13 protein-coding genes, 2 tRNA genes and 3 rRNA genes are annotated in these 18,567 nt (G+C 59.5%); 4 read left to right on the top strand and 14 right to left on the bottom strand.

Features of this window, described 5'->3' with window-relative positions:
- Positions 1–34: 34 nt before the first annotated feature.
- From ptsP to OU994_RS05625, 8 genes are all read right to left on the bottom strand, one after another.
- On the bottom strand, positions 35–1,780 hold the full coding sequence (gene ptsP, locus OU994_RS05660) for a phosphoenolpyruvate--protein phosphotransferase (RefSeq protein ID WP_281609962.1): 1,746 nt from the start codon (positions 1,778–1,780) through the stop codon (positions 35–37).
- Positions 1,781–1,804: 24 nt separating this feature from the next.
- Positions 1,805–2,074, bottom strand: coding sequence for an HPr family phosphocarrier protein (locus OU994_RS05655; protein WP_131147781.1), 270 nt, complete (start codon positions 2,072–2,074; stop codon positions 1,805–1,807).
- A 49-nt stretch (positions 2,075–2,123) separates the two neighbouring features.
- Positions 2,124–2,525, bottom strand: a complete 402-nt coding sequence (locus tag OU994_RS05650; protein WP_131147782.1) for a PTS sugar transporter subunit IIA — start codon at positions 2,523–2,525, stop codon at positions 2,124–2,126.
- Between the two features lie 11 nt (positions 2,526–2,536).
- Positions 2,537–3,478 carry a glutathione synthase gene (gene gshB, locus OU994_RS05645; protein WP_281609961.1) on the bottom strand — a complete coding sequence of 314 codons (942 nt, stop codon included), beginning with the start codon at positions 3,476–3,478 and terminating at the stop codon, positions 2,537–2,539.
- A gap of 108 nt (positions 3,479–3,586) precedes the next feature.
- Positions 3,587–4,885, bottom strand: a complete 1,299-nt coding sequence (gshA, locus tag OU994_RS05640; protein ID WP_281609960.1) for a glutamate--cysteine ligase — start codon at positions 4,883–4,885, stop codon at positions 3,587–3,589.
- 149 nt (positions 4,886–5,034) lie between these two features.
- Positions 5,035–6,564: an ammonium transporter gene (gene amt / locus OU994_RS05635; protein WP_281609959.1), complete on the bottom strand. Its 1,530-nt coding sequence runs from the start codon at positions 6,562–6,564 to the stop codon at positions 5,035–5,037.
- Between the two features lie 27 nt (positions 6,565–6,591).
- Positions 6,592–6,930 (bottom strand): P-II family nitrogen regulator, encoded by a 339-nt coding sequence (locus OU994_RS05630; RefSeq protein WP_130186246.1) that lies wholly within the window; start codon positions 6,928–6,930, stop codon positions 6,592–6,594.
- 20 nt (positions 6,931–6,950) lie between these two features.
- Complete coding sequence (locus tag OU994_RS05625; protein WP_281609958.1) at positions 6,951–7,709, bottom strand: TorF family putative porin; 759 nt, start codon at positions 7,707–7,709, stop codon at positions 6,951–6,953.
- Positions 7,710–7,914: 205 nt separating this feature from the next.
- Between OU994_RS05625 and OU994_RS05620 the strand changes: the two genes are divergently transcribed.
- From OU994_RS05620 to OU994_RS05605, 4 genes are all read left to right on the top strand, one after another.
- Positions 7,915–8,169: an accessory factor UbiK family protein gene (locus OU994_RS05620; protein WP_131147787.1), complete on the top strand. Its 255-nt coding sequence runs from the start codon at positions 7,915–7,917 to the stop codon at positions 8,167–8,169.
- A 108-nt stretch (positions 8,170–8,277) separates the two neighbouring features.
- Positions 8,278–9,789 carry a YifB family Mg chelatase-like AAA ATPase gene (locus tag OU994_RS05615; protein ID WP_281609957.1) on the top strand — a complete coding sequence of 504 codons (1,512 nt, stop codon included), beginning with the start codon at positions 8,278–8,280 and terminating at the stop codon, positions 9,787–9,789.
- 59 nt (positions 9,790–9,848) lie between these two features.
- Positions 9,849–10,352 (top strand): hypothetical protein, encoded by a 504-nt coding sequence (locus OU994_RS05610; protein WP_281609956.1) that lies wholly within the window; start codon positions 9,849–9,851, stop codon positions 10,350–10,352.
- A gap of 78 nt (positions 10,353–10,430) precedes the next feature.
- Positions 10,431–10,781, top strand: a complete 351-nt coding sequence (locus OU994_RS05605) for a DUF1840 domain-containing protein (protein ID WP_281609955.1) — start codon at positions 10,431–10,433, stop codon at positions 10,779–10,781.
- A 448-nt stretch (positions 10,782–11,229) separates the two neighbouring features.
- Here OU994_RS05605 and rrf read toward each other — a convergent pair.
- The 6 genes from rrf to OU994_RS05575 form a co-directional block, all read right to left on the bottom strand.
- Positions 11,230–11,342: ribosomal RNA gene (gene rrf / locus OU994_RS05600) — 5S ribosomal RNA — on the bottom strand.
- Positions 11,343–11,473: 131 nt separating this feature from the next.
- A 23S ribosomal RNA gene (locus tag OU994_RS05595) occupies positions 11,474–14,365 on the bottom strand.
- A gap of 216 nt (positions 14,366–14,581) precedes the next feature.
- A tRNA-Ala gene (locus OU994_RS05590) sits at positions 14,582–14,657 on the bottom strand.
- A gap of 7 nt (positions 14,658–14,664) precedes the next feature.
- A tRNA-Ile gene (locus OU994_RS05585) sits at positions 14,665–14,741 on the bottom strand.
- Positions 14,742–14,822: 81 nt separating this feature from the next.
- Positions 14,823–16,353, bottom strand: a 16S ribosomal RNA gene (locus tag OU994_RS05580).
- Together the 16S, 23S and 5S rRNA genes with 2 tRNA genes alongside form the textbook arrangement of a ribosomal RNA operon.
- Before the next feature lie 509 nt (positions 16,354–16,862).
- Positions 16,863–18,506 carry a phosphoethanolamine transferase gene (locus OU994_RS05575; RefSeq protein WP_281609954.1) on the bottom strand — a complete coding sequence of 548 codons (1,644 nt, stop codon included), beginning with the start codon at positions 18,504–18,506 and terminating at the stop codon, positions 16,863–16,865.
- Positions 18,507–18,567: the final 61 nt, after the last annotated feature.

The raw sequence follows: 18,567 nt of genomic DNA, 5'->3' as shown, positions 1-18,567 counted from the left end.
GGCGGGGCCCGAATGGGGGCACCCGCTGGAATTTCTACATCGTCTGCAGCGACAGGACGGCATCCGCGATGACGTCCGGGTCCATGGAGCGAAGTATCTTGCGCGTTTGCGGCAGGATGCGGGCCATGTCGGCATTGAGGATTTCCTGCTTGACCGACAGCAGCTGCGCCGGGTGCATCGAGAAATCGCGCAAGCCCATGCCGAGCAGCAGGCGCGTCAGCTTCACGTCGCCCGCCATCTCGCCGCACACCGCAACGTCGATACCGGCCTTGTGGCCGGCGGCTATGGTCATCGAAATCAGTTGCAGTACGGCGGGATGGAGGGGATTGTAAAGGTGCGCAACCTCATAATCAACCCGGTCGATGGCCAGCGTGTACTGAATCAGGTCGTTGGTGCCGATCGACAGGAACTTCATCTTCCGCACGAACATCGGCAGCGCCAGCGCTGCGGCGGGGATTTCGATCATCGCGCCCACGTCCACGTTCGGGTCGTACTTGATGTTCGCTGCGCGCAGTTCGGCCTTGGCCTGCTCGATCATCGCCAGCGACTGGTCGATCTCGTGCGCATGGGCCAGCATCGGAATCAGGATGCGCAGCTTGCCGAACGCCGAAGCGCGCAGGATGGCGCGCAGCTGCGTGAGGAATATCTGTGGCTCGGACAGGCAATAGCGGATCGCGCGCAAGCCCAGCGCCGGGTTCAGCGCCGTGTGCTCCGTGGTGTCGAGCGGCTTGTCGGCGCCGATGTCGAGGGTGCGGATGGTGACCGGCCGGCCCTTCATCGCCACGACGGCGCGGCGGTACTGCTCGAACTGTTCATCCTCGGACGGCATGTCGCTGGCACGCCCCATGAACAGGAACTCGGAGCGGAACAGGCCCACGCCGTTGGCACCCGCTTCCAGCGCCGGGCCGCAATCGTCCGGCAGCTCGATATTGGCCAGCAGCGTGATCGACGTGCCATCCTTGGTGACGGCGGGCGTCTTCTTCAGCTTCGAGAGCTTCTTCCTGGCGCGCTGCGCGGCCAGTTGCCGCTCGCGGTACTGTTCCAGCACCAGTGCGCTGGGGCTGACGATGACCACGCCGGCATCGCCGTCGATGATCACCCAGTCATCCTGCTCGATCAGGTTCGAAGCCTGCGCCACGCCGACGGCAGCCGGGATATCGAGGCTGCGCGCCACGATCGCGGTGTGCGAGTTCTGGCCGCCCACGTCGGTGACGAAGCCGATGAACGAGCGGTCGCGGAACTTCAGCATGTCCGCCGGCGAGATGTCGTGCGCCACCACCACCATCTGCGCCTGGAATTCGTCGTCGTCCGGCTCCACCGGCATGGGCAGCGGCTCGCTGCCCAGCAACACCTTCAGCACCCGCTCGGCCACCTGCTGGATGTCGACCTTGCGTTCGCGGAGATAGGGATCCTCGATCTCGTCGAACTGCGCCGACAGTTCCTCGATCTGCGTGACGAGGGCCCATTCGGCGTTGTAGTGGCGGCTGCGGATGATGTCCAGCGGCGCTTCGGAGATCATCGGATCGGACAGGATCAGCGCATGGACGTCGATGAACGCGCCCAGTTCGGTCGGCGCATCCTTCGGCAGTTCGTTCCACAGCGTTTGCAGTTCGCGGTGCACGGTGGCCAGCGCCGTTTGCAGGCGCACTACTTCCGCTTCCACGTGTTCCTCGGCGATCAGGTAATGCTTGACGTCCAGCGCGGCCGGCGCCAGCATCTGCGCCCGGCCGATGGCAATGCCGCGCGAGACCGGAATGCCGTGCAGTGTGAACGATGCCATCGGTGCTCCCCGGTCAAACGGCATTTACTCGCCTTCGCCGAACTTGTCGTTGACCAGCCCGGCAAGCGCGGTGATGCACTCCTGTTCGTCGGCGCCATCGGCTTCCAGCGTGACCTTGGCCCCCTTGCCGGCGGCCAGCATCATGACGCCCATGATCGATTTCGCATTGATGCGCCGGCCGTTGCGGGACAGCCAGACATCGCTCTTGAATTTCGCCGCCAGCTGGGTGAACTTGGCTGAAGCTCGCGCATGCAGTCCGAGCTTGTTGATGATTTCGAGTTCTTGCTGAATCATGTTTCTTTTTTATCTAATTGACCCGAATTGTTGAATTGACCCGGATCGTTTAATTGACCCGAATGCGGTTGTCCACCCGTACCGCCCCGCTTTGCGCACCGGCCAGCGCCATTTCCACCACCACGTCCAGCGTATCCATGCGATACGTGATCGCCCGCAGCAGCATGGGCAGGCTGATGCCGGCGATGACTTCGACGTGGCCCGCGTCAGCCAGCTTGTTGCAGCAATTGGCGGGCGTACCTCCCTTTACATCGGTGATCACCAGCACGCCGGAACCATCGTCCAGCCGCCTGATGGCCGCCGCGGCCAGTGCCTGCACGTCGCTCAGGTCCTGGTCCGCCACCACGTCGATCGCTTCGAGGTGCTCGACCTTGTTGCGGAATACGTGGGCTACCGCCGCCAGGAATGCTTCCCCCAGCGGCGCGTGCGTCATAAGCAAAATACCAACCATATCGGTCCTTGTCAGGCCGCCTGTTCGAGTGCGTCGATGAACATGGCGGCTACCTGGAAGCCCGTCTGCTGCGTGATCTCCTGGAAGCAGGTCGGGCTCGTGACGTTTACCTCGGTCAGGTAATCGCCGATCACGTCCAATCCTACCAGCAATAAGCCGCGCTCGGCCAATACCGGACCGATCGCCTCGGCAATTTCCCGGTCGCGATCGGTGAGCGGCTGGGCCACGCCGACGCCACCGGCCGCCAGGTTGCCGCGCACTTCGCTACCCTGCGGGATGCGCGCCAGGGAGAACGGCACCGGCTTGCCGCCGATGACGAGGATGCGCTTGTCGCCCTTGACGATCTCGGGAATGTAGCGCTGCGCCATGATGGTCTGCCGGCCATTCTGCGACAGCGTTTCGATGATGGCACCCAGGTTCATGGCATCGGCCTTGACCCGGAAGATGCCGGTGCCGCCCATGCCGTCCAGCGGCTTGAAGATCACATCGCCATGCTCGGCATGGAAGGCGCGCAGGCGCGTTTCATCCGACGTGACGATGGTCGGCGACGTGAACTGCGAGAACTGCGCGATCGACAGCTTTTCATTGTGGTCGCGGATCGCCTGCGGACTGTTGAACACTTTCACGCCCTGCTTTTCGGCCAGTTGCAGCAGGTAGGTGCCGTAGACGTATTCCATGTCGAACGGCGGATCCTTGCGCTCCAGGATGATGTCGAACTCGGACAGCGCCACGTCTTCCGATGGCGCGGCTTCATACCAGTCTTCCTGCCCGCCGCCCGTCATCGTGATGCGCGAGACCCAGGCGCGGACAATGCCGTTCTCCAGCGCCATGTGGCGCTGCTGGAACGCATACACTTCGTGGCCGCGCTTCGCGGCCTCGGCCATCATGGCGTAGGTGGAGTCCTTGTAGATCTTGAAGTTCGCCAACGGGTCGGCAAGAAAAGCGATTTTCATGGGCACATCCATTCGAGGTAATGGCCGATTTTAGCCGAGTTTGCAAAGCGGCATCGGCTCAGCCCGGCCGAGGGGAACCCGGCCTGCGGGCAGGCTGAAACAGTTGCCTCAATACACTTCCGGGTTCGGATCGGTGCGTTCCATTTCCAGCGATGCCGCCAGCAATGCCAGGCGGGCCACCACGCCGTACACATAGAACCGGTTGGGCGCGGCGGTGCCCGGCTTGGCTTTCAGGTCGGGCACCGCATGCTGCTGCGCGAAGGCCAGCGGCACGAACTGCGAGCCGGGCGCGTTCAGGTTCTGGTCCACGCCCCGTTCCGCGTGCACGCGGTAGAAGCCGCCGACCACGTAGCGGTCGATCATGTAGACGACCGGCTCGGCCACCGCATCCTTGATGCTTTCAAAGGTGGGCACGCCTTCCTGGATGTTCAGTTCGCTGACGACCTTGCCATCCTTGACCACCGACATCTTCTCGCGCTGGGCCGGCGACAGGTCCTTCAGTTCGGCCGCGTCGCGGATGCTGATGATGCCCTTGCCGTAGGTGCCCGCGTCGGGCTTGATGATGACGAACGGCTTTTCCTTGATGCCGTATTCCTTGTACTTCTTGCGGATCTTGGCCAGGACGGCGTCGACGTTACCCGCCAGGCAATCCTGCCCTTCGCCGGTCTGCAGGTCGACCTCGCCGCAGCGGGCATGGAACGGGTTCACCATCCACGGGTCCACGCCGATCAGCTTGCCGAACTTCTTGGCCACTTCATCGTAGGCGGTGAAATGGTTGTGCTTGCGGCGCAGGGCCCAGCCCGCATGCAGCGGCGGCAGCAGGCTTTGCTCATGGATATCCTGCAGGATGTCCGGCAGGCCCGCCGACAGGTCGTTGTTCAGCAGGATCGTGCATGGGTCGAAGTCCTTCAGCCCCACGCGGCGGCCGTTCGCCGAACGCTCGAGCGGTTCGACCACCAGCATGTTGCCATCCGGCAGGGCCAGCGGCGTCGGTTGCGTGATGGACGGATCCAGGGTGCCCAGCCGCACGTGCAGGCCTGTCTGGCGGAAGATCTGCGCCAGGCGCGCGATGTTTTCCAGGTAGGTGGGATGGCGGTCGTAGCTTTCCGGGATCACCAGCAGGTTGCGCGCATCCGGGCAATACTTGTCGATTGCGGCCATCGCGGCCTGCACCGACAGCGGCAGCATTTCACTGGCGAGGTAATGGAAGCCGCCGGGAAACAGGTTGGTGTCCACCGGGGCCAGCTTGTAGCCGGCATTGCGCAGATCGACCGAGCAATAGAATGGCGGCGTGTGTTCCTGCCATTCCAGCCGGAACCAGCGCTCGATGGCGGGGGTGGCGGCCAGGATTTTTTCTTCGAGATCGAGCAGCGGTCCGGTCAGGGCCGTGACGAGGTGGGGAACCATGCTTACTTCCTTGTAGTGATGGGCGAACTGCGTGCCCGCCTTGCAATGCTGAAGGCGGACTCACCAAATCAGGGCAAAAATGCCATTTTAAAGGTGTGGAAAGCAAAAAAGCGCCCCGCAGGGCGCTTTTGGCGGCAAAACCGTCCCTTTTAGATGTGGTAGGCCGATTCGCCGTGGCTGTTGATGTCCAGGCCTTCGCGTTCCTGTTCTTCCGGCACGCGCAGGCCGATCACCACGTCCACCAGCTTGTAGGCGATGAAGGCAACGATGCCCGACCACAGGATCGTGACGCCCACGCCGATCAGCTGGGTGACCACCTGGCCGCCGATCGAGTAGTCCGCCGAAGCCTTGTTGGCCACGTAGTCCCAGATGCCCTGGCCACCCAGCGAAGGTGCCGCGAACACGCCGGTCAGCACGGCGCCCAGGATACCGCCCACGCCGTGCACGCCGAACACGTCCAGCGAGTCGTCGGCGCCCAGCATGCGCTTCAGGCCATTCACGCCCCACAGGCAGACCACGCCGGCCAGCAGGCCGATGACCAGGCCGCCCATCGGGCCGACGAAGCCGGCGGCCGGGGTGATCGCCACGAGGCCGGCAACGGCGCCGGACACGGCACCCAGCATCGAGGGCTTGCCCTTGAAGATCCATTCGGCGAACAGCCAGGACACGGTGGCGGCGGCGGTGGCCAGCAGCGTGTTCACGAAGGCCAGCGCGGCGATGTCGCCCGCTTCCAGCGCGGAACCGGCGTTGAAACCAAACCAGCCCACCCACAGCAGCGAAGCGCCGATCATCGTCATCACCAGCGAGTGCGGGGCCATCGATTCGCGGCCGTAGCCGACGCGCTTGCCCATCATGTAGGCACCCACCAGGCCGGCAACCGCGGCGTTGATGTGCACCACGGTGCCGCCGGCGAAGTCCAGCGCGCCGTGGCTCCACAGGTAACCACCCTTGGCGGTGACGGTGGCCAGCGATGCGGCATCCGTGATCGCATCCGGGCCGCTCCAGAACCAGACCATGTGCGCCATCGGCAGGTAGGCGAAGGTGAACCAGATCACGATGAACGCCAGCACGGCGGCGAATTTCGCGCGCTCGGCGAAGGCACCGACGATCAGGCCGCAGGTGATGGCGGCAAACGTGCCCTGGAAGGCGACGAAGATAAATTCGGGAATGACGACGCCCTTGCTGAACGTGGCCGCATAGGCGAACGTGCCGGCGACGGGATCATAGATGCCGTTCAGCAGCGCACGGTCGAATCCGCCGAAGAACGCATTGCCTTCGGTGAACGCGATCGAGTAGCCGTACACGCACCACAGCACGATGATCAGCGAGAAGATCGTGAAGATCTGCATCAGGATGGACAGCATGTTCTTCGAACGCACCAGGCCGCCGTAGAACAGCGCCAGGCCGGGGATCGACATCATGATGACCAGCAGCGTGGAGACGAACATCCAGCTGGTGTCGCCCTTGTGCGGCGTGGGCGCGGCGGCTGGCGCTGCTTCGGCTGCGGCCGGTGCCGCGGCCGCAGGTGCCGCCGCGGGTGCTGCGTCAACGGCGGCAGGCGCCGTGGCGGTGGCGGCAGGCGCGTCGGCCGGCGCCGCTTCCTGAGACCAGGCCGGCGCCGCGCTGAACGCCATCAGCATGGCTGCCCCGGCCAGCCATTTCGTTATCGTTTTTTTCATCGATTTCCCCTTTGACGCATCGTTAAGTTAAAGCGCATCGTTGCCGGTTTCGCCGGTCCGGATACGGATGACCTGTTCCAGGTTGTACACGAAAATCTTGCCATCGCCGATCTTGCCGGTGCGGGCGGCCGTCTCGATGGCTTCGATGGCCTGCTCGACGATGGCGTCGTCGACCGCCGCTTCGATCTTGGTCTTGGGCAGGAAGTCGACCACGTATTCGGCACCGCGGTACAGCTCCGTGTGGCCTTTCTGGCGACCGAAGCCTTTGACTTCGGTCACGGTTATCCCTTGCACGTTAATCGCGGACAGGGCTTCACGCACCTCGTCCAGCTTGAACGGCTTGATGATGGCAGTAATCATTTTCATGGCAGGCCTCGTTTGGTGTTTCAGAAAGTTTTGGACAGGGTCAGCACGGCGCCTGATTTGCCCAGGTCCTTGCCGTTTGGCGCGAAATACGCTTTGGCATCGGTATCGACATAGGCCAGCGATACCGTGGCAACGCCGAAGTCCTTGGTGACGCCCACTTTCCAGTCGGTGTAGCTGGAAAAATCGTTATTCTTGACTTTCTGGTGGCCCACGTGGAGGTTCAGGATGAAGCCGCCGCCCACCTCCTGGTTGACGGAAGCATCCAGGTACTGGCTGTTCTTGCTGTCGGCGAAGCCGAACAGGTTGGTCAGCGAGTGGGAATATTTCAGGGTGGCGGGGCCAAAGCCGACCTGGCCGTACAATTCAAACGTGTTTGCGCTGGTCGACAGGGAGTTCGAGGGGTAGATGTAGCCCAGGCCGCCCACGTCGTACGTGAAGCCGGAACCGATGTCGCCGCGCTTGCCGGCGTACACGTCCCATTCGACGCTGCCGTCGCCGCCGCCGTCCTTGACCCACTTGATGGTGGACAGCCAGGTGCCGGCATAGAAGCCTGTCGGGTTGTTGACCCAGTCGGCGCCGCCTTGCAGCGCCGGTTTCAGGCGGGTTTGCGAAATGCCGCGGTAACGGTAATCGCTGGTAACGGCCGCGTTAAAGCTGATCTCGTTGTCCGGTTTCGCCTCGGGTGTCGCGGCGGCTTCCTGTGCCTGGGCCTGGCCTGCTGCAATACATGCGAACAGTACGGCGACGGACAGGGCGGAGCGCTTGCTCGGGTATGACATGGCGATTTCCTTTTGAGTGAACTTTTATTGCGGTTTAAAATTCGTCTGACTCGTTGTCCCTTTAGCTAAAGCAGAATGCGTGCCAGCAAATAGTTGCTGAGCTGATAGCCGAGCCGCGCTGCGCGACGCCTGTTTCGCACCAAATAATCTTCGTACTGGCACCATTGTGGTGCATTCGTGCGAAAAACCTCACCTGGAGCCCATCGTGGACATGAACGCCTTCTTTACCGACCTGCAATCCAAGATCAACAACGTCATCGAAAATTCGCCTGCCAAGGATATCGAGCGCAACGTCAAGGCGATGATGACCCAGGGCTTTTCCAAGCTGGACCTGGTGACGCGGGAGGAATTCGACATCCAGGCGCAGGTGCTGGCCAAGACCCGCAACCGCCTGGAGTTGCTGGAAACCCGCCTGGCCGAACTGGAGGCGAAGATCGCCGCCGAGAAGGCGCCGCTGTAACGGCTTTTTCGCGGATTTTTCTCCTTTATCGCGGCGCAAGGCCGCGCCCGCCGCAAGCGCCTAGGATGCAGGATCGTCTTCTTCATCCACAGCTTGCAGCGGGGTACCATGAGCCTGGCCGTCCTGAAAAGCCGTGCGCTGAACGGCATCGAAGCGCCGGAAGTCAGCGTCGAAGTCCATCTCGCCAACGGCTTGCCGGCTTTCCACGTCGTCGGGCTGGCGGAAACGGAAGTCAAGGAAGCACGCGACCGCGTGCGCGCCGCCATCGTCAACGCCGGCTTCGAAATGCCCAACCACCGCATCACCGTCAGCCTGGCGCCGGCCGACCTGCCCAAGGAATCCGGCCGCTTCGACCTGCCGATCGCGATCGGCATCCTGGCCGCCTCCGGCCAGATCCCCTCCCCTCCCCTGGCGCGTTATGAATTCGCCGGCGAACTGTCGCTGACCGGCGAGCTGCGGCCGATCCGCGGCGCGCTGGCCATGACGTTCGCGATGCAGCGGGCACGCGCGCACAGTGCCTTCATCCTGCCGCTGGCAAACGCGGATGAAGCGGCGCTGGTCGATGGCGCGGCGATCTTCCCGGCGGCCACGCTGCTGGAAGTGTGCAACCACTTCTGTGCGGCCGACGATACCGTCCGGCTGGCGCGGCACCGCCCGGCACTGCAACCCGCGCGCGCCGAGCACCCCGATTTCGCCGAAGTCAAAGGGCAGTGGCATGCCAAGCGGGCGCTGGAGGTGGCTGCCGCGGGTGGGCACAGCATCATCATGGTGGGCCCGCCCGGCGCGGGCAAGACCATGCTGGCCTCGCGTTTCGCCGGCCTGCTGCCCTCGATGACGAACGATGAAGCGCTGGAAGCGGCCGCGGTGCAGTCGCTGACGGGCTCGTTCACCGCGGCGGCCTGGAAGATGCGCCCGTTCCGCGCACCGCATCACACTTCGTCGGGCGTGGCGCTGGTGGGCGGCGGCAGCGTCCCGCGCCCCGGCGAGATCTCGCTGGCACATTGCGGCGTATTGTTCCTCGACGAATTGCCGGAATTCGACCGCCGCGTGCTCGAAGTGCTGCGCGAGCCGCTCGAGTCCGGGCGCGTGACGATCTCGCGTGCCGCCCGCCAGGCCGAATTCCCGGCGCGCTTCCAGCTCGTGGCGGCCATGAACCCTTGCCCGTGCGGCTACCACGGGCAGCTTTCCGGCCAGTGCAAGTGCTCGCAAGACACGATTAACCGCTATCAGGACAGGATCTCCGGTCCGCTGCTCGACCGCATCGACATGCAGATCGAGGTGGGCCCGGTGTCGACGGAAATGCTGCACGCCCCCGAGGATGGCGAGTCTTCGCAAGTCATCTCGGCCCGCGTGGAAGCGGCGTTCCAGCGGCAACTGGCGCGGCAAGACAAAAGCAACCGCTACCTCACCTCGCGCGAGATCGACAGGTACTGCAAGCCCGAGCGGGCCGGCCAGGACATGCTCCACAAGGCCATGCTGCAATTTCACTGGTCGGCCCGGGCCTATCACCGTGTACTGCGGGTAGCGCGGACGATTGCCGACCTGGCCGGTTCGGATACCGTGCAGTTCAAGCATGTGGCCGAAGCCATTCAGTTCCGCCGGGTGCTGCGCTCGTCGTGACGTCCCGCTGGACCAGCATGCCGATGGCGCGGGGGTTCGGAGGCTGCTACCATCGGTGCATGAGACTTTCCTTTTCGATTCCGGTGGCGGTGGCGCTCGCCACGGTCGTCAGTGCCTGCAGCCCGAAGTTCGACTGGCGCGATTACCGCGCGGCGGACGCGCCGTATTCCGTGCTTTTCCCGGCCAAACCGGCCACGCACACCCGCACGGTCTCGCTCGATGGCCGTGAAGCGTCGATGACGATGACGGCGGCCGAAGTCGACGGCACCATGTTCGCCGTCGGCAGTGCCACGCTCGCGGACGCAACCCAGGCCGAACAGGCGGTCCGCTCGATGCGCACGGCCATGGTGCGCAATATCAGTGGCAATGTCTCGAAGGAAGCCGTGCGGGACAGCGGTATCGACATCGAGGCCCATGGCGCGAGCAATGGCAGGCCGATGGAGCTGCATGGCAGGTTCGTGGCCCGCGACAAACGCGCCTACCAGGTGATCGTCATCGGCCCCGAGAAGGCGGTCGATGCGGAAAACATCGACATGTTCCTCCGCTCGTTCAAGCTGAACTGAAGCGCCGGCATGCGCGCCGGGGTTTGCCGGCAAGCCGTGATATCGTTGAAGCATTAAAACAATATGTCAGGAAGCGCCATGTTAATCACATTCAAATCCCAGACATCGCCCGATGTCACGATGTACCAGGAACATGCCCATCGCATCCTGGATGTCTTGAGCAAGAGTCACACGCGCGGCGTGATCACCGCTGCCGAGGCGGCCCACGCGATCAAGCTGCTCGAGCAGGAAGTCGCGCTCAGCAAGCTGCACCCGGAAGTGGATGCCGAGCATGCCAACCACTCGCATTCCCATCACCTGCCCGTCGAGGACGAGTCGGCGGAAATGGCCGAGAAAAACCATATCGGCTTCGCGCAACGCGCCTACCCGCTGCTGGAGATGCTGCGTGCGGCGAGGGATGGCGGCGACAACGTCGTCTGGGGAATCTAAGCCGCGAATTCCATAATTACTGTCATCGAAAAGCCCCTGCCATGTAACTGGACAGGGGCTTTTTGCCGTTGGGGTGCTGCGCGCCGCTGGCTTGACGCTCGAAGAACCGCCGGCTTACATCGACGCGCTCTTCTCGTAATCGGTGGCAGCTCCGATTGTTCTTGAAGGTTCAAAAAACCAGTGACAGGCTCCGATTATGTTCGAAAGGTTCCTAGAAACCGGTGACAGGCACCGATTATGTTCGAAAGGTTCGTGAAATCGGAGCCTGTCACTGGTTTCGTTGCCAGTTTCGTGACGAAATCGGAGCCTGTCCCCGGTTTCGCTACAGGTTTCGCGGCGGTTTCGTGGCGAAATCGGAGCCTGTCCCCGGTTTTTTCGGTAACAATTTGGGTGGCCAAAAGCAAAAAACCCCCGCCAGATCACTGGACGGGGGTTTCTCTATATAACAGCCTGACGATAACCTACTTTCACACTGGTTGCAGCACTATCATCGGCGCAAAGTCGTTTCACGGTCCTGTTCGGGATGGGAAGGGGTGGGACCGACTTGCTATGGTCATCAGGCATGACTTGTACGCAGTGCCGTCCCCTGTAGGGCAACGTCACTGCTCAATCCAGAAGAAGTAAAGCGAGGGTAACTCTCATCAAAGAGTAAATGCGAGGAATCATCATTGATTCATAACCGTCAAGGTTATAGGGACAAGCCGTACGGGCAATTAGTATCAGTTAGCTTAATGCATTACTGCACTTCCACACCTGACCTATCAACGTCCTGGTCTCGAACGACCCTTCAAGGAGCTCAAGGCTCCGGGAAATCTCATCTCAAGGCAAGTTTCCCGCTTAGATGCTTTCAGCGGTTATCTCTTCCGAACTTAGCTACCCGGCAATGCCACTGGCGTGACAACCGGTACACCAGAGGTTCGTCCACTCCGGTCCTCTCGTACTAGGAGCAGCCCCCTTCAAATTTCCAACGCCCACGGCAGATAGGGACCAAACTGTCTCACGACGTTTTAAACCCAGCTCACGTACCACTTTAAATGGCGAACAGCCATACCCTTGGGACCGGCTACAGCCCCAGGATGTGATGAGCCGACATCGAGGTGCCAAACTCCCCCGTCGATATGAACTCTTGGGAGGAATCAGCCTGTTATCCCCAGAGTACCTTTTATCCGTTGAGCGATGGCCCTTCCATACAGAACCACCGGATCACTATGTCCTACTTTCGTACCTGCTCGACTTGTCGGTCTCGCAGTTAAGCACGCTTATGCCATTGCACTATTAGCACGATGTCCGACCGTACCTAGCGTACCTTCGAACTCCTCCGTTACACTTTAGGAGGAGACCGCCCCAGTCAAACTGCCTACCATGCACTGTCCCCGATCCGGATAACGGACCAAGGTTAGAACCTCAAACAAACCAGGGTGGTATTTCAAGGTTGGCTCCACGAGAACTGGCGTCCCCGCTTCAAAGCCTCCCACCTATCCTACACAGATTGGTTCAAAGTCCAATGCAAAGCTACAGTAAAGGTTCATGGGGTCTTTCCGTCTAGCCGCGGGTAGATTGCATCATCACAAACACTTCAACTTCGCTGAGTCTCGGGAGGAGACAGTGTGGCCATCGTTACGCCATTCGTGCAGGTCGGAACTTACCCGACAAGGAATTTCGCTACCTTAGGACCGTTATAGTTACGGCCGCCGTTTACTGGGACTTCAATCAAGAGCTTGCACCCCATCATTTAATCTTCCAGCACCGGGCAGGCGTCACACCCTATACGTCCACTTTCGTGTTTGCAGAGTGCTGTGTTTTTATTAAACAGTCGCAGCCACCATTTTATTGCAACCCTGTCACCCTTCCACAGTAAAGTGGTCAAGCTACTGGGGCGTACCTTTTCCCGAAGTTACGGTACCAATTTGCCGAGTTCCTTCTCCCGAGTTCTCTCAAGCGCCTTAGAATACTCATCTCGCCCACCTGTGTCGGTTTGCGGTACGGTCTCGTATGACTGAAGCTTAGAGGCTTTTCTTGGAACCACTTCCGATTGCTTCGCACCACGTGGGCGCTCGTCCCAGTCCCTTGAATTACGTGCCCGGATTTGCCTAAGCACCTTCTATGAACCAGAAACTGACTATTCCAACAGTCAGACAACCTTCCGCGATCCGTCCCCCCATCGCATCATACGACGGTGCAGGAATATTAACCTGCTTCCCATCAGCTACGCATCTCTGCCTCGCCTTAGGGGCCGACTCACCCTGCTCCGATGAACGTTGAACAGGAAACCTTGGGCTTACGGCGTGCGGGCTTTTCACCCGCATTATCGCTACTCATGTCAGCATTCGCACTTCTGATACCTCCAGCATCCTTTACAAGACACCTTCGCAGGCTTACAGAACGCTCTCCTACCATATAGATCAAGTAATAAATTACGAGAAATATATCCGCAGCTTCGGTGACTGGCTTAGCCCCGTTACATCTTCCGCGCAGGACGACTCGATCAGTGAGCTATTACGCTTTCTTTAAATGATGGCTGCTTCTAAGCCAACATCCTGACTGTTTTAGCCTTCCCACTTCGTTTTCCACTTAGCCAATCTTTGGGACCTTAGCTGGCGGTCTGGGTTGTTTCCCTCTTGACACCGGACGTTAGCACCCGATGTCTGTCTCCCAAGCTCGCACTCATCGGTATTCGGAGTTTGCAATGGTTTGGTAAGTCGCGATGACCCCCTAGCCATAACAGTGCTCTACCCCCGATGGTGATACTTGAGGCACTACCTAAATAGTTTTCGGAGAGAACCAGCTATTTCCAAGTTTGTTTAGCCTTTCACCCCTATCCACAGCTCATCCCCTAATTTTTCAACATTAGTGGGTTCGGTCCTCCAGTGCGTGTTACCGCACCTTCAACCTGGCCATGGATAGATCACTTGGTTTCGGGTCTACACCCAGCAACTAGCGCCCTGTTCGGACTCGATTTCTCTGCGGCTCCCCTATTCGGTTAACCTCGCTACTGAATGTAAGTCGCTGACCCATTATACAAAAGGTACGCCGTCACGGAACAAGTCCGCTCCGACTGTTTGTATGCACACGGTTTCAGGATCTATTTCACTCCCCTCCCGGGGTTCTTTTCGCCTTTCCCTCACGGTACTGGTTCACTATCGGTCGATTACGAGTATTTAGCCTTGGAGGATGGTCCCCCCATATTCAGACAGGATTTCTCGTGTCCCGCCCTACTTGTCGCATACTTAGTACCACCGGTCTGATTTCGCGTACGGGGCTATCACCCACTATGGCGCCTATTTCCAGAGGCTTCCACTACCAGTCCGACTATCATATGCAGGCTCTTCCCATTTCGCTCGCCACTACTTTGGGAATCTCGGTTGATTTCTTTTCCTGCAGCTACTTAGATGTTTCAGTTCGCCGCGTTCGCTTCACACACCTATGTATTCAGTGAGTGATGACCTATAAGGCCGGGTTTCCCCATTCGGAAATCTTCGGATCAATGCTCGTTTGTCAGCTCCCCGAAGCTTATCGCAGACTTCTACGTCCTTCATCGCCTGTAATCGCCAAGGCATCCACCATGTGCACTTATTCACTTGTCCCTATAACCTTGACGGCTATAGCGCAAGCATTTACTACTGTGTTTGATGAGTTTTTTGTATGCGTTCCTTTCGGAACACTACCCTAAGTGTATTCATTGCTGAATACGCTTAATAAAACTTTACTTCTTCCAGATTGTTAAAGAACGAAACAGCAGTGATCTCTAAAAGATCAAATTTAAACCACAGGGCTTAGATTTGATTTCTTAACAGAAGCGATGGTGGAGGATGACGGGATCGAACCGACGACCCCCTGCTTGCAAAGCAGGTGCTCTCCCAGCTGAGCTAATCCCCCGTGTTCGTGGTGGGTCTGGTTGGGCTCGAACCAACGACCCCCGCGTTATCAACACGGTGCTCTAACCAGCTGAGCTACAGACCCGCGCGCTTCTACTGTTTCTCTAACAACAGCCGATAAGTGTGAGCGTTTGATGCACGATCTTGCGATCAGTGCCGACTCTAGAAAGGAGGTGATCCAGCCGCACCTTCCGATACGGCTACCTTGTTACGACTTCACCCCAGTCACGAATCCTACCGTGGTAAGCGCCCTCCTTGCGGTTAAGCTACCTACTTCTGGTAAAACCCGCTCCCATGGTGTGACGGGCGGTGTGTACAAGACCCGGGAACGTATTCACCGCGACATGCTGATCCGCGATTACTAGCGATTCCAACTTCATGCAGTCGAGTTGCAGACTACAATCCGGACTACGATACACTTTCTGGGATTAGCTCCCCCTCGCGGGTTGGCGGCCCTCTGTATGTACCATTGTATGACGTGTGAAGCCCTACCCATAAGGGCCATGAGGACTTGACGTCATCCCCACCTTCCTCCGGTTTGTCACCGGCAGTCTCATTAGAGTGCCCTTTCGTAGCAACTAATGACAAGGGTTGCGCTCGTTGCGGGACTTAACCCAACATCTCACGACACGAGCTGACGACAGCCATGCAGCACCTGTGTTCAGGTTCCCTTTCGGGCACCCTCAGATCTCTCCAAGGTTCCTGACATGTCAAGGGTAGGTAAGGTTTTTCGCGTTGCATCGAATTAATCCACATCATCCACCGCTTGTGCGGGTCCCCGTCAATTCCTTTGAGTTTTAATCTTGCGACCGTACTCCCCAGGCGGTCTACTTCACGCGTTAGCTGCGTTACTAAGTCAATTAAGACCCAACAACTAGTAGACATCGTTTAGGGCGTGGACTACCAGGGTATCTAATCCTGTTTGCTCCCCACGCTTTCGTGCATGAGCGTCAGTCTTGACCCAGGGGGCTGCCTTCGCCATCGGTGTTCCTCCACATCTCTACGCATTTCACTGCTACACGTGGAATTCTACCCCCCTCTGCCAAACTCTAGCCTTGCAGTCTCCATCGCCATTCCCAGGTTAAGCCCGGGGATTTCACGACAGACTTACAAAACCGCCTGCGCACGCTTTACGCCCAGTAATTCCGATTAACGCTTGCACCCTACGTATTACCGCGGCTGCTGGCACGTAGTTAGCCGGTGCTTATTCTTCAGGTACCGTCATGAGGCACGGATATTAGCCGTACCCTTTTCTTCCCTGACAAAAGAGCTTTACAACCCGAAGGCCTTCTTCACTCACGCGGCATTGCTGGATCAGGGTTGCCCCCATTGTCCAAAATTCCCCACTGCTGCCTCCCGTAGGAGTCTGGACCGTGTCTCAGTTCCAGTGTGGCTGGTCGTCCTCTCAGACCAGCTACTGATCGTCGCCTTGGTGAGCCTTTACCTCACCAACTAGCTAATCAGATATCGGCCGCTCCAGGAGCACAAGGCCTTGCGGTCCCCTGCTTTCATCCTTGGATCGTATGCGGTATTAGCGTAACTTTCGCTACGTTATCCCCCACTCTTGGGCACGTTCCGATATATTACTCACCCGTTCGCCACTCGCCGCCAGGCCGAAGCCCGCGCTGCCGTTCGACTTGCATGTGTAAAGCATGCCGCCAGCGTTCAATCTGAGCCAGGATCAAACTCTTCAGTTTAATCTCTGTTGTCCGACATTTCTGTCGGGGTCATCTACTCAAGAATACTGACGAATCATCCGAAGATGATTACGTTTATTTCTTGTGCAGACGTTTGTTGCTATATTTTGAGCTTCAGGACCGAAGTCCTGGGCACATCACATCAAACGCCCACACTTATCGACTGTTGATTGTTAAAGAATTCTGCCCATGAAGGCTTGCTGCGGATCGGGTGAACTTTCGTTCCATCCGGCGACAAATCGTTGTGTTTGTCAGCAGCAGAGAGATGAGATTATGCGGTGTTTCGTGCAGCTCGTCAACCCCTCGGTTTCTCAGCTTGTTTCTGCAATGTTGTGTCAGCAGAAACAAACTTGGCTGTCGCAACGTTTCGTTTTCACTAGTTCGTCGCGACAGGGACAGAATTATAGCCAGCCTCGTTCCGCTTGGCAAGCCCCGGAAATTGCTTGAATAAATAATCACAAGCATTGCGCCACCGAGCCCTGCCCATCAGCGGAGCCGATTTGAATAGCTCAGTTATCACGCGAACATGGGTGGATCACATCCAGCTTCGGGTTATAGACCGCCGTGCTCACGTTCAGCATGCCCAGCACTGTATGGAACACGTTATCGTGCGAAAACGGCTGGGCGGTACGCGCGGCCAGGCATGCATAATCGATCCGGAACCGTTCGCGGAAGCCATTGGACATCCATAGCATCATCGGCACCTGGCGTTGCTCGGCCGGCGAGATGAAATAAGGCGCACCATGCAGGTACATATTGTGTTCGCCCAGCGATTCACCGTGGTCCGAGAAATACAGCATGGAGGTATCGACATCGTCTTCCGCCGCAGCGGCGCGCAGCAGGTCGATCGTCTTGCTCAGCACCAGGTCGGTATAAAGGATCGTGTTGTCGTAGGCCGCCACGATGGACTCGCGCGAACACTCTTCCAGTTCATTGGTCCGGCAGACCGGCTCGAACTTGCCGAACGCCGCGGGATACCGCTTCCAGTACTCCGGCCCATGGCTGCCCTTCTGGTGCAGCACGATCACCAGGTCCCTGGTGGAATCGTGGATCGTTTGCCGCAGCCCGGCCAGCAGCTGTTCGTCATGGCACTCTTCGGCGCCGCAGGGCGGCATGCCCGGCCGCGGGCGCGACACATCCTCATAGCGGACACGGTCGCACACGCCCTTGCAGCCGGAATTATTGTCGCGCCAGAGCACATCGAAGCCAGCATGGCTCAGCACGTCCAGCAAACCCTCCCGGCTGGCTGCCTTGTCGGCGGTGTAGTCATCGCGGCCCAGGTTGGAAAATGCGCACGGTATGGACACCGCCGTCGCTGTGCCGCAGGAACTCACGTGACGGAAATTGATCAGGCCCGGCTGCGCCGACAGCAAGGGATTGGTCTGGCGGCCATAACCGTTAAGCGAGAAATTGGCGGCTCGCGCGGTTTCCCCTGCCACGATGACCGTGACGGTGCGCCGCCGCCGCGCTGCGGCCCACTTGACGCCCCGGCCCGCATCCGTGCCCAGCGGGGCGATCACGGCCGGTGTAGCCCATTTGCGTTTCAGGTAGCCATGCGTAGCCTGGAACATATTGGTGGGCGTCAGCAGGAAACGCAATTCGCGGTGCTCGCGTACTGCGGGTCCCAGGGTCTTGAAGAGCAGCATCAGCAGCGCGGCCACCGCCACCACCGACAATACGACCGTACCCAGCTTCAGCAACAGGCCGCGCCGCATGGGTGGAAAGCGCAGCGGCAGCCGCCACACGAGCAGCGACGGCACGATGCCCAGCAGCGTGACGGTCTGCAGCATCTGCCAGCTCAGCAACTCGTGCGCTTCCCGGGCATCCGTCTCGACCACGTTCTGCACCATCGACGCATCGATCGCCACGCCGTAGCGGTTCATGAAATACGAGGCAAGCGACGCTCCCAGGAACAGCGCAGTCAGCACCGGCTTGATGACGAAGCGGAAATTGACGAGCGTGAGTACCGCATTGAACAGCAGCACCAGGGCGGCAAACGCCCCCAGGTACACCGGCAGGTTGCCGAGCCGTATGCCGCCAGTCGCCGAAAAGAACGTCCTCCAGAAACTGGCGTTATAGGCCAGCACCAGGAACGTGGAAGCGCCCAGCGTCAACATGGAGGCGCCGATGCGCGGCAGGGTTGAAATCTTCACCGTTGAAACTCCGGAATCGAAGCGTCAACGATACCGCCATGCAAGTAAACGTCGCGTCAAA

The sequence above is a fragment of the Pseudoduganella sp. SL102 genome (assembly GCF_027856995.1).
Classification (GTDB): domain Bacteria; phylum Pseudomonadota; class Gammaproteobacteria; order Burkholderiales; family Burkholderiaceae_D; genus Rugamonas; species Rugamonas albidiflava.
This window is presented reverse-complemented; position numbering and strand designations above follow the sequence as displayed.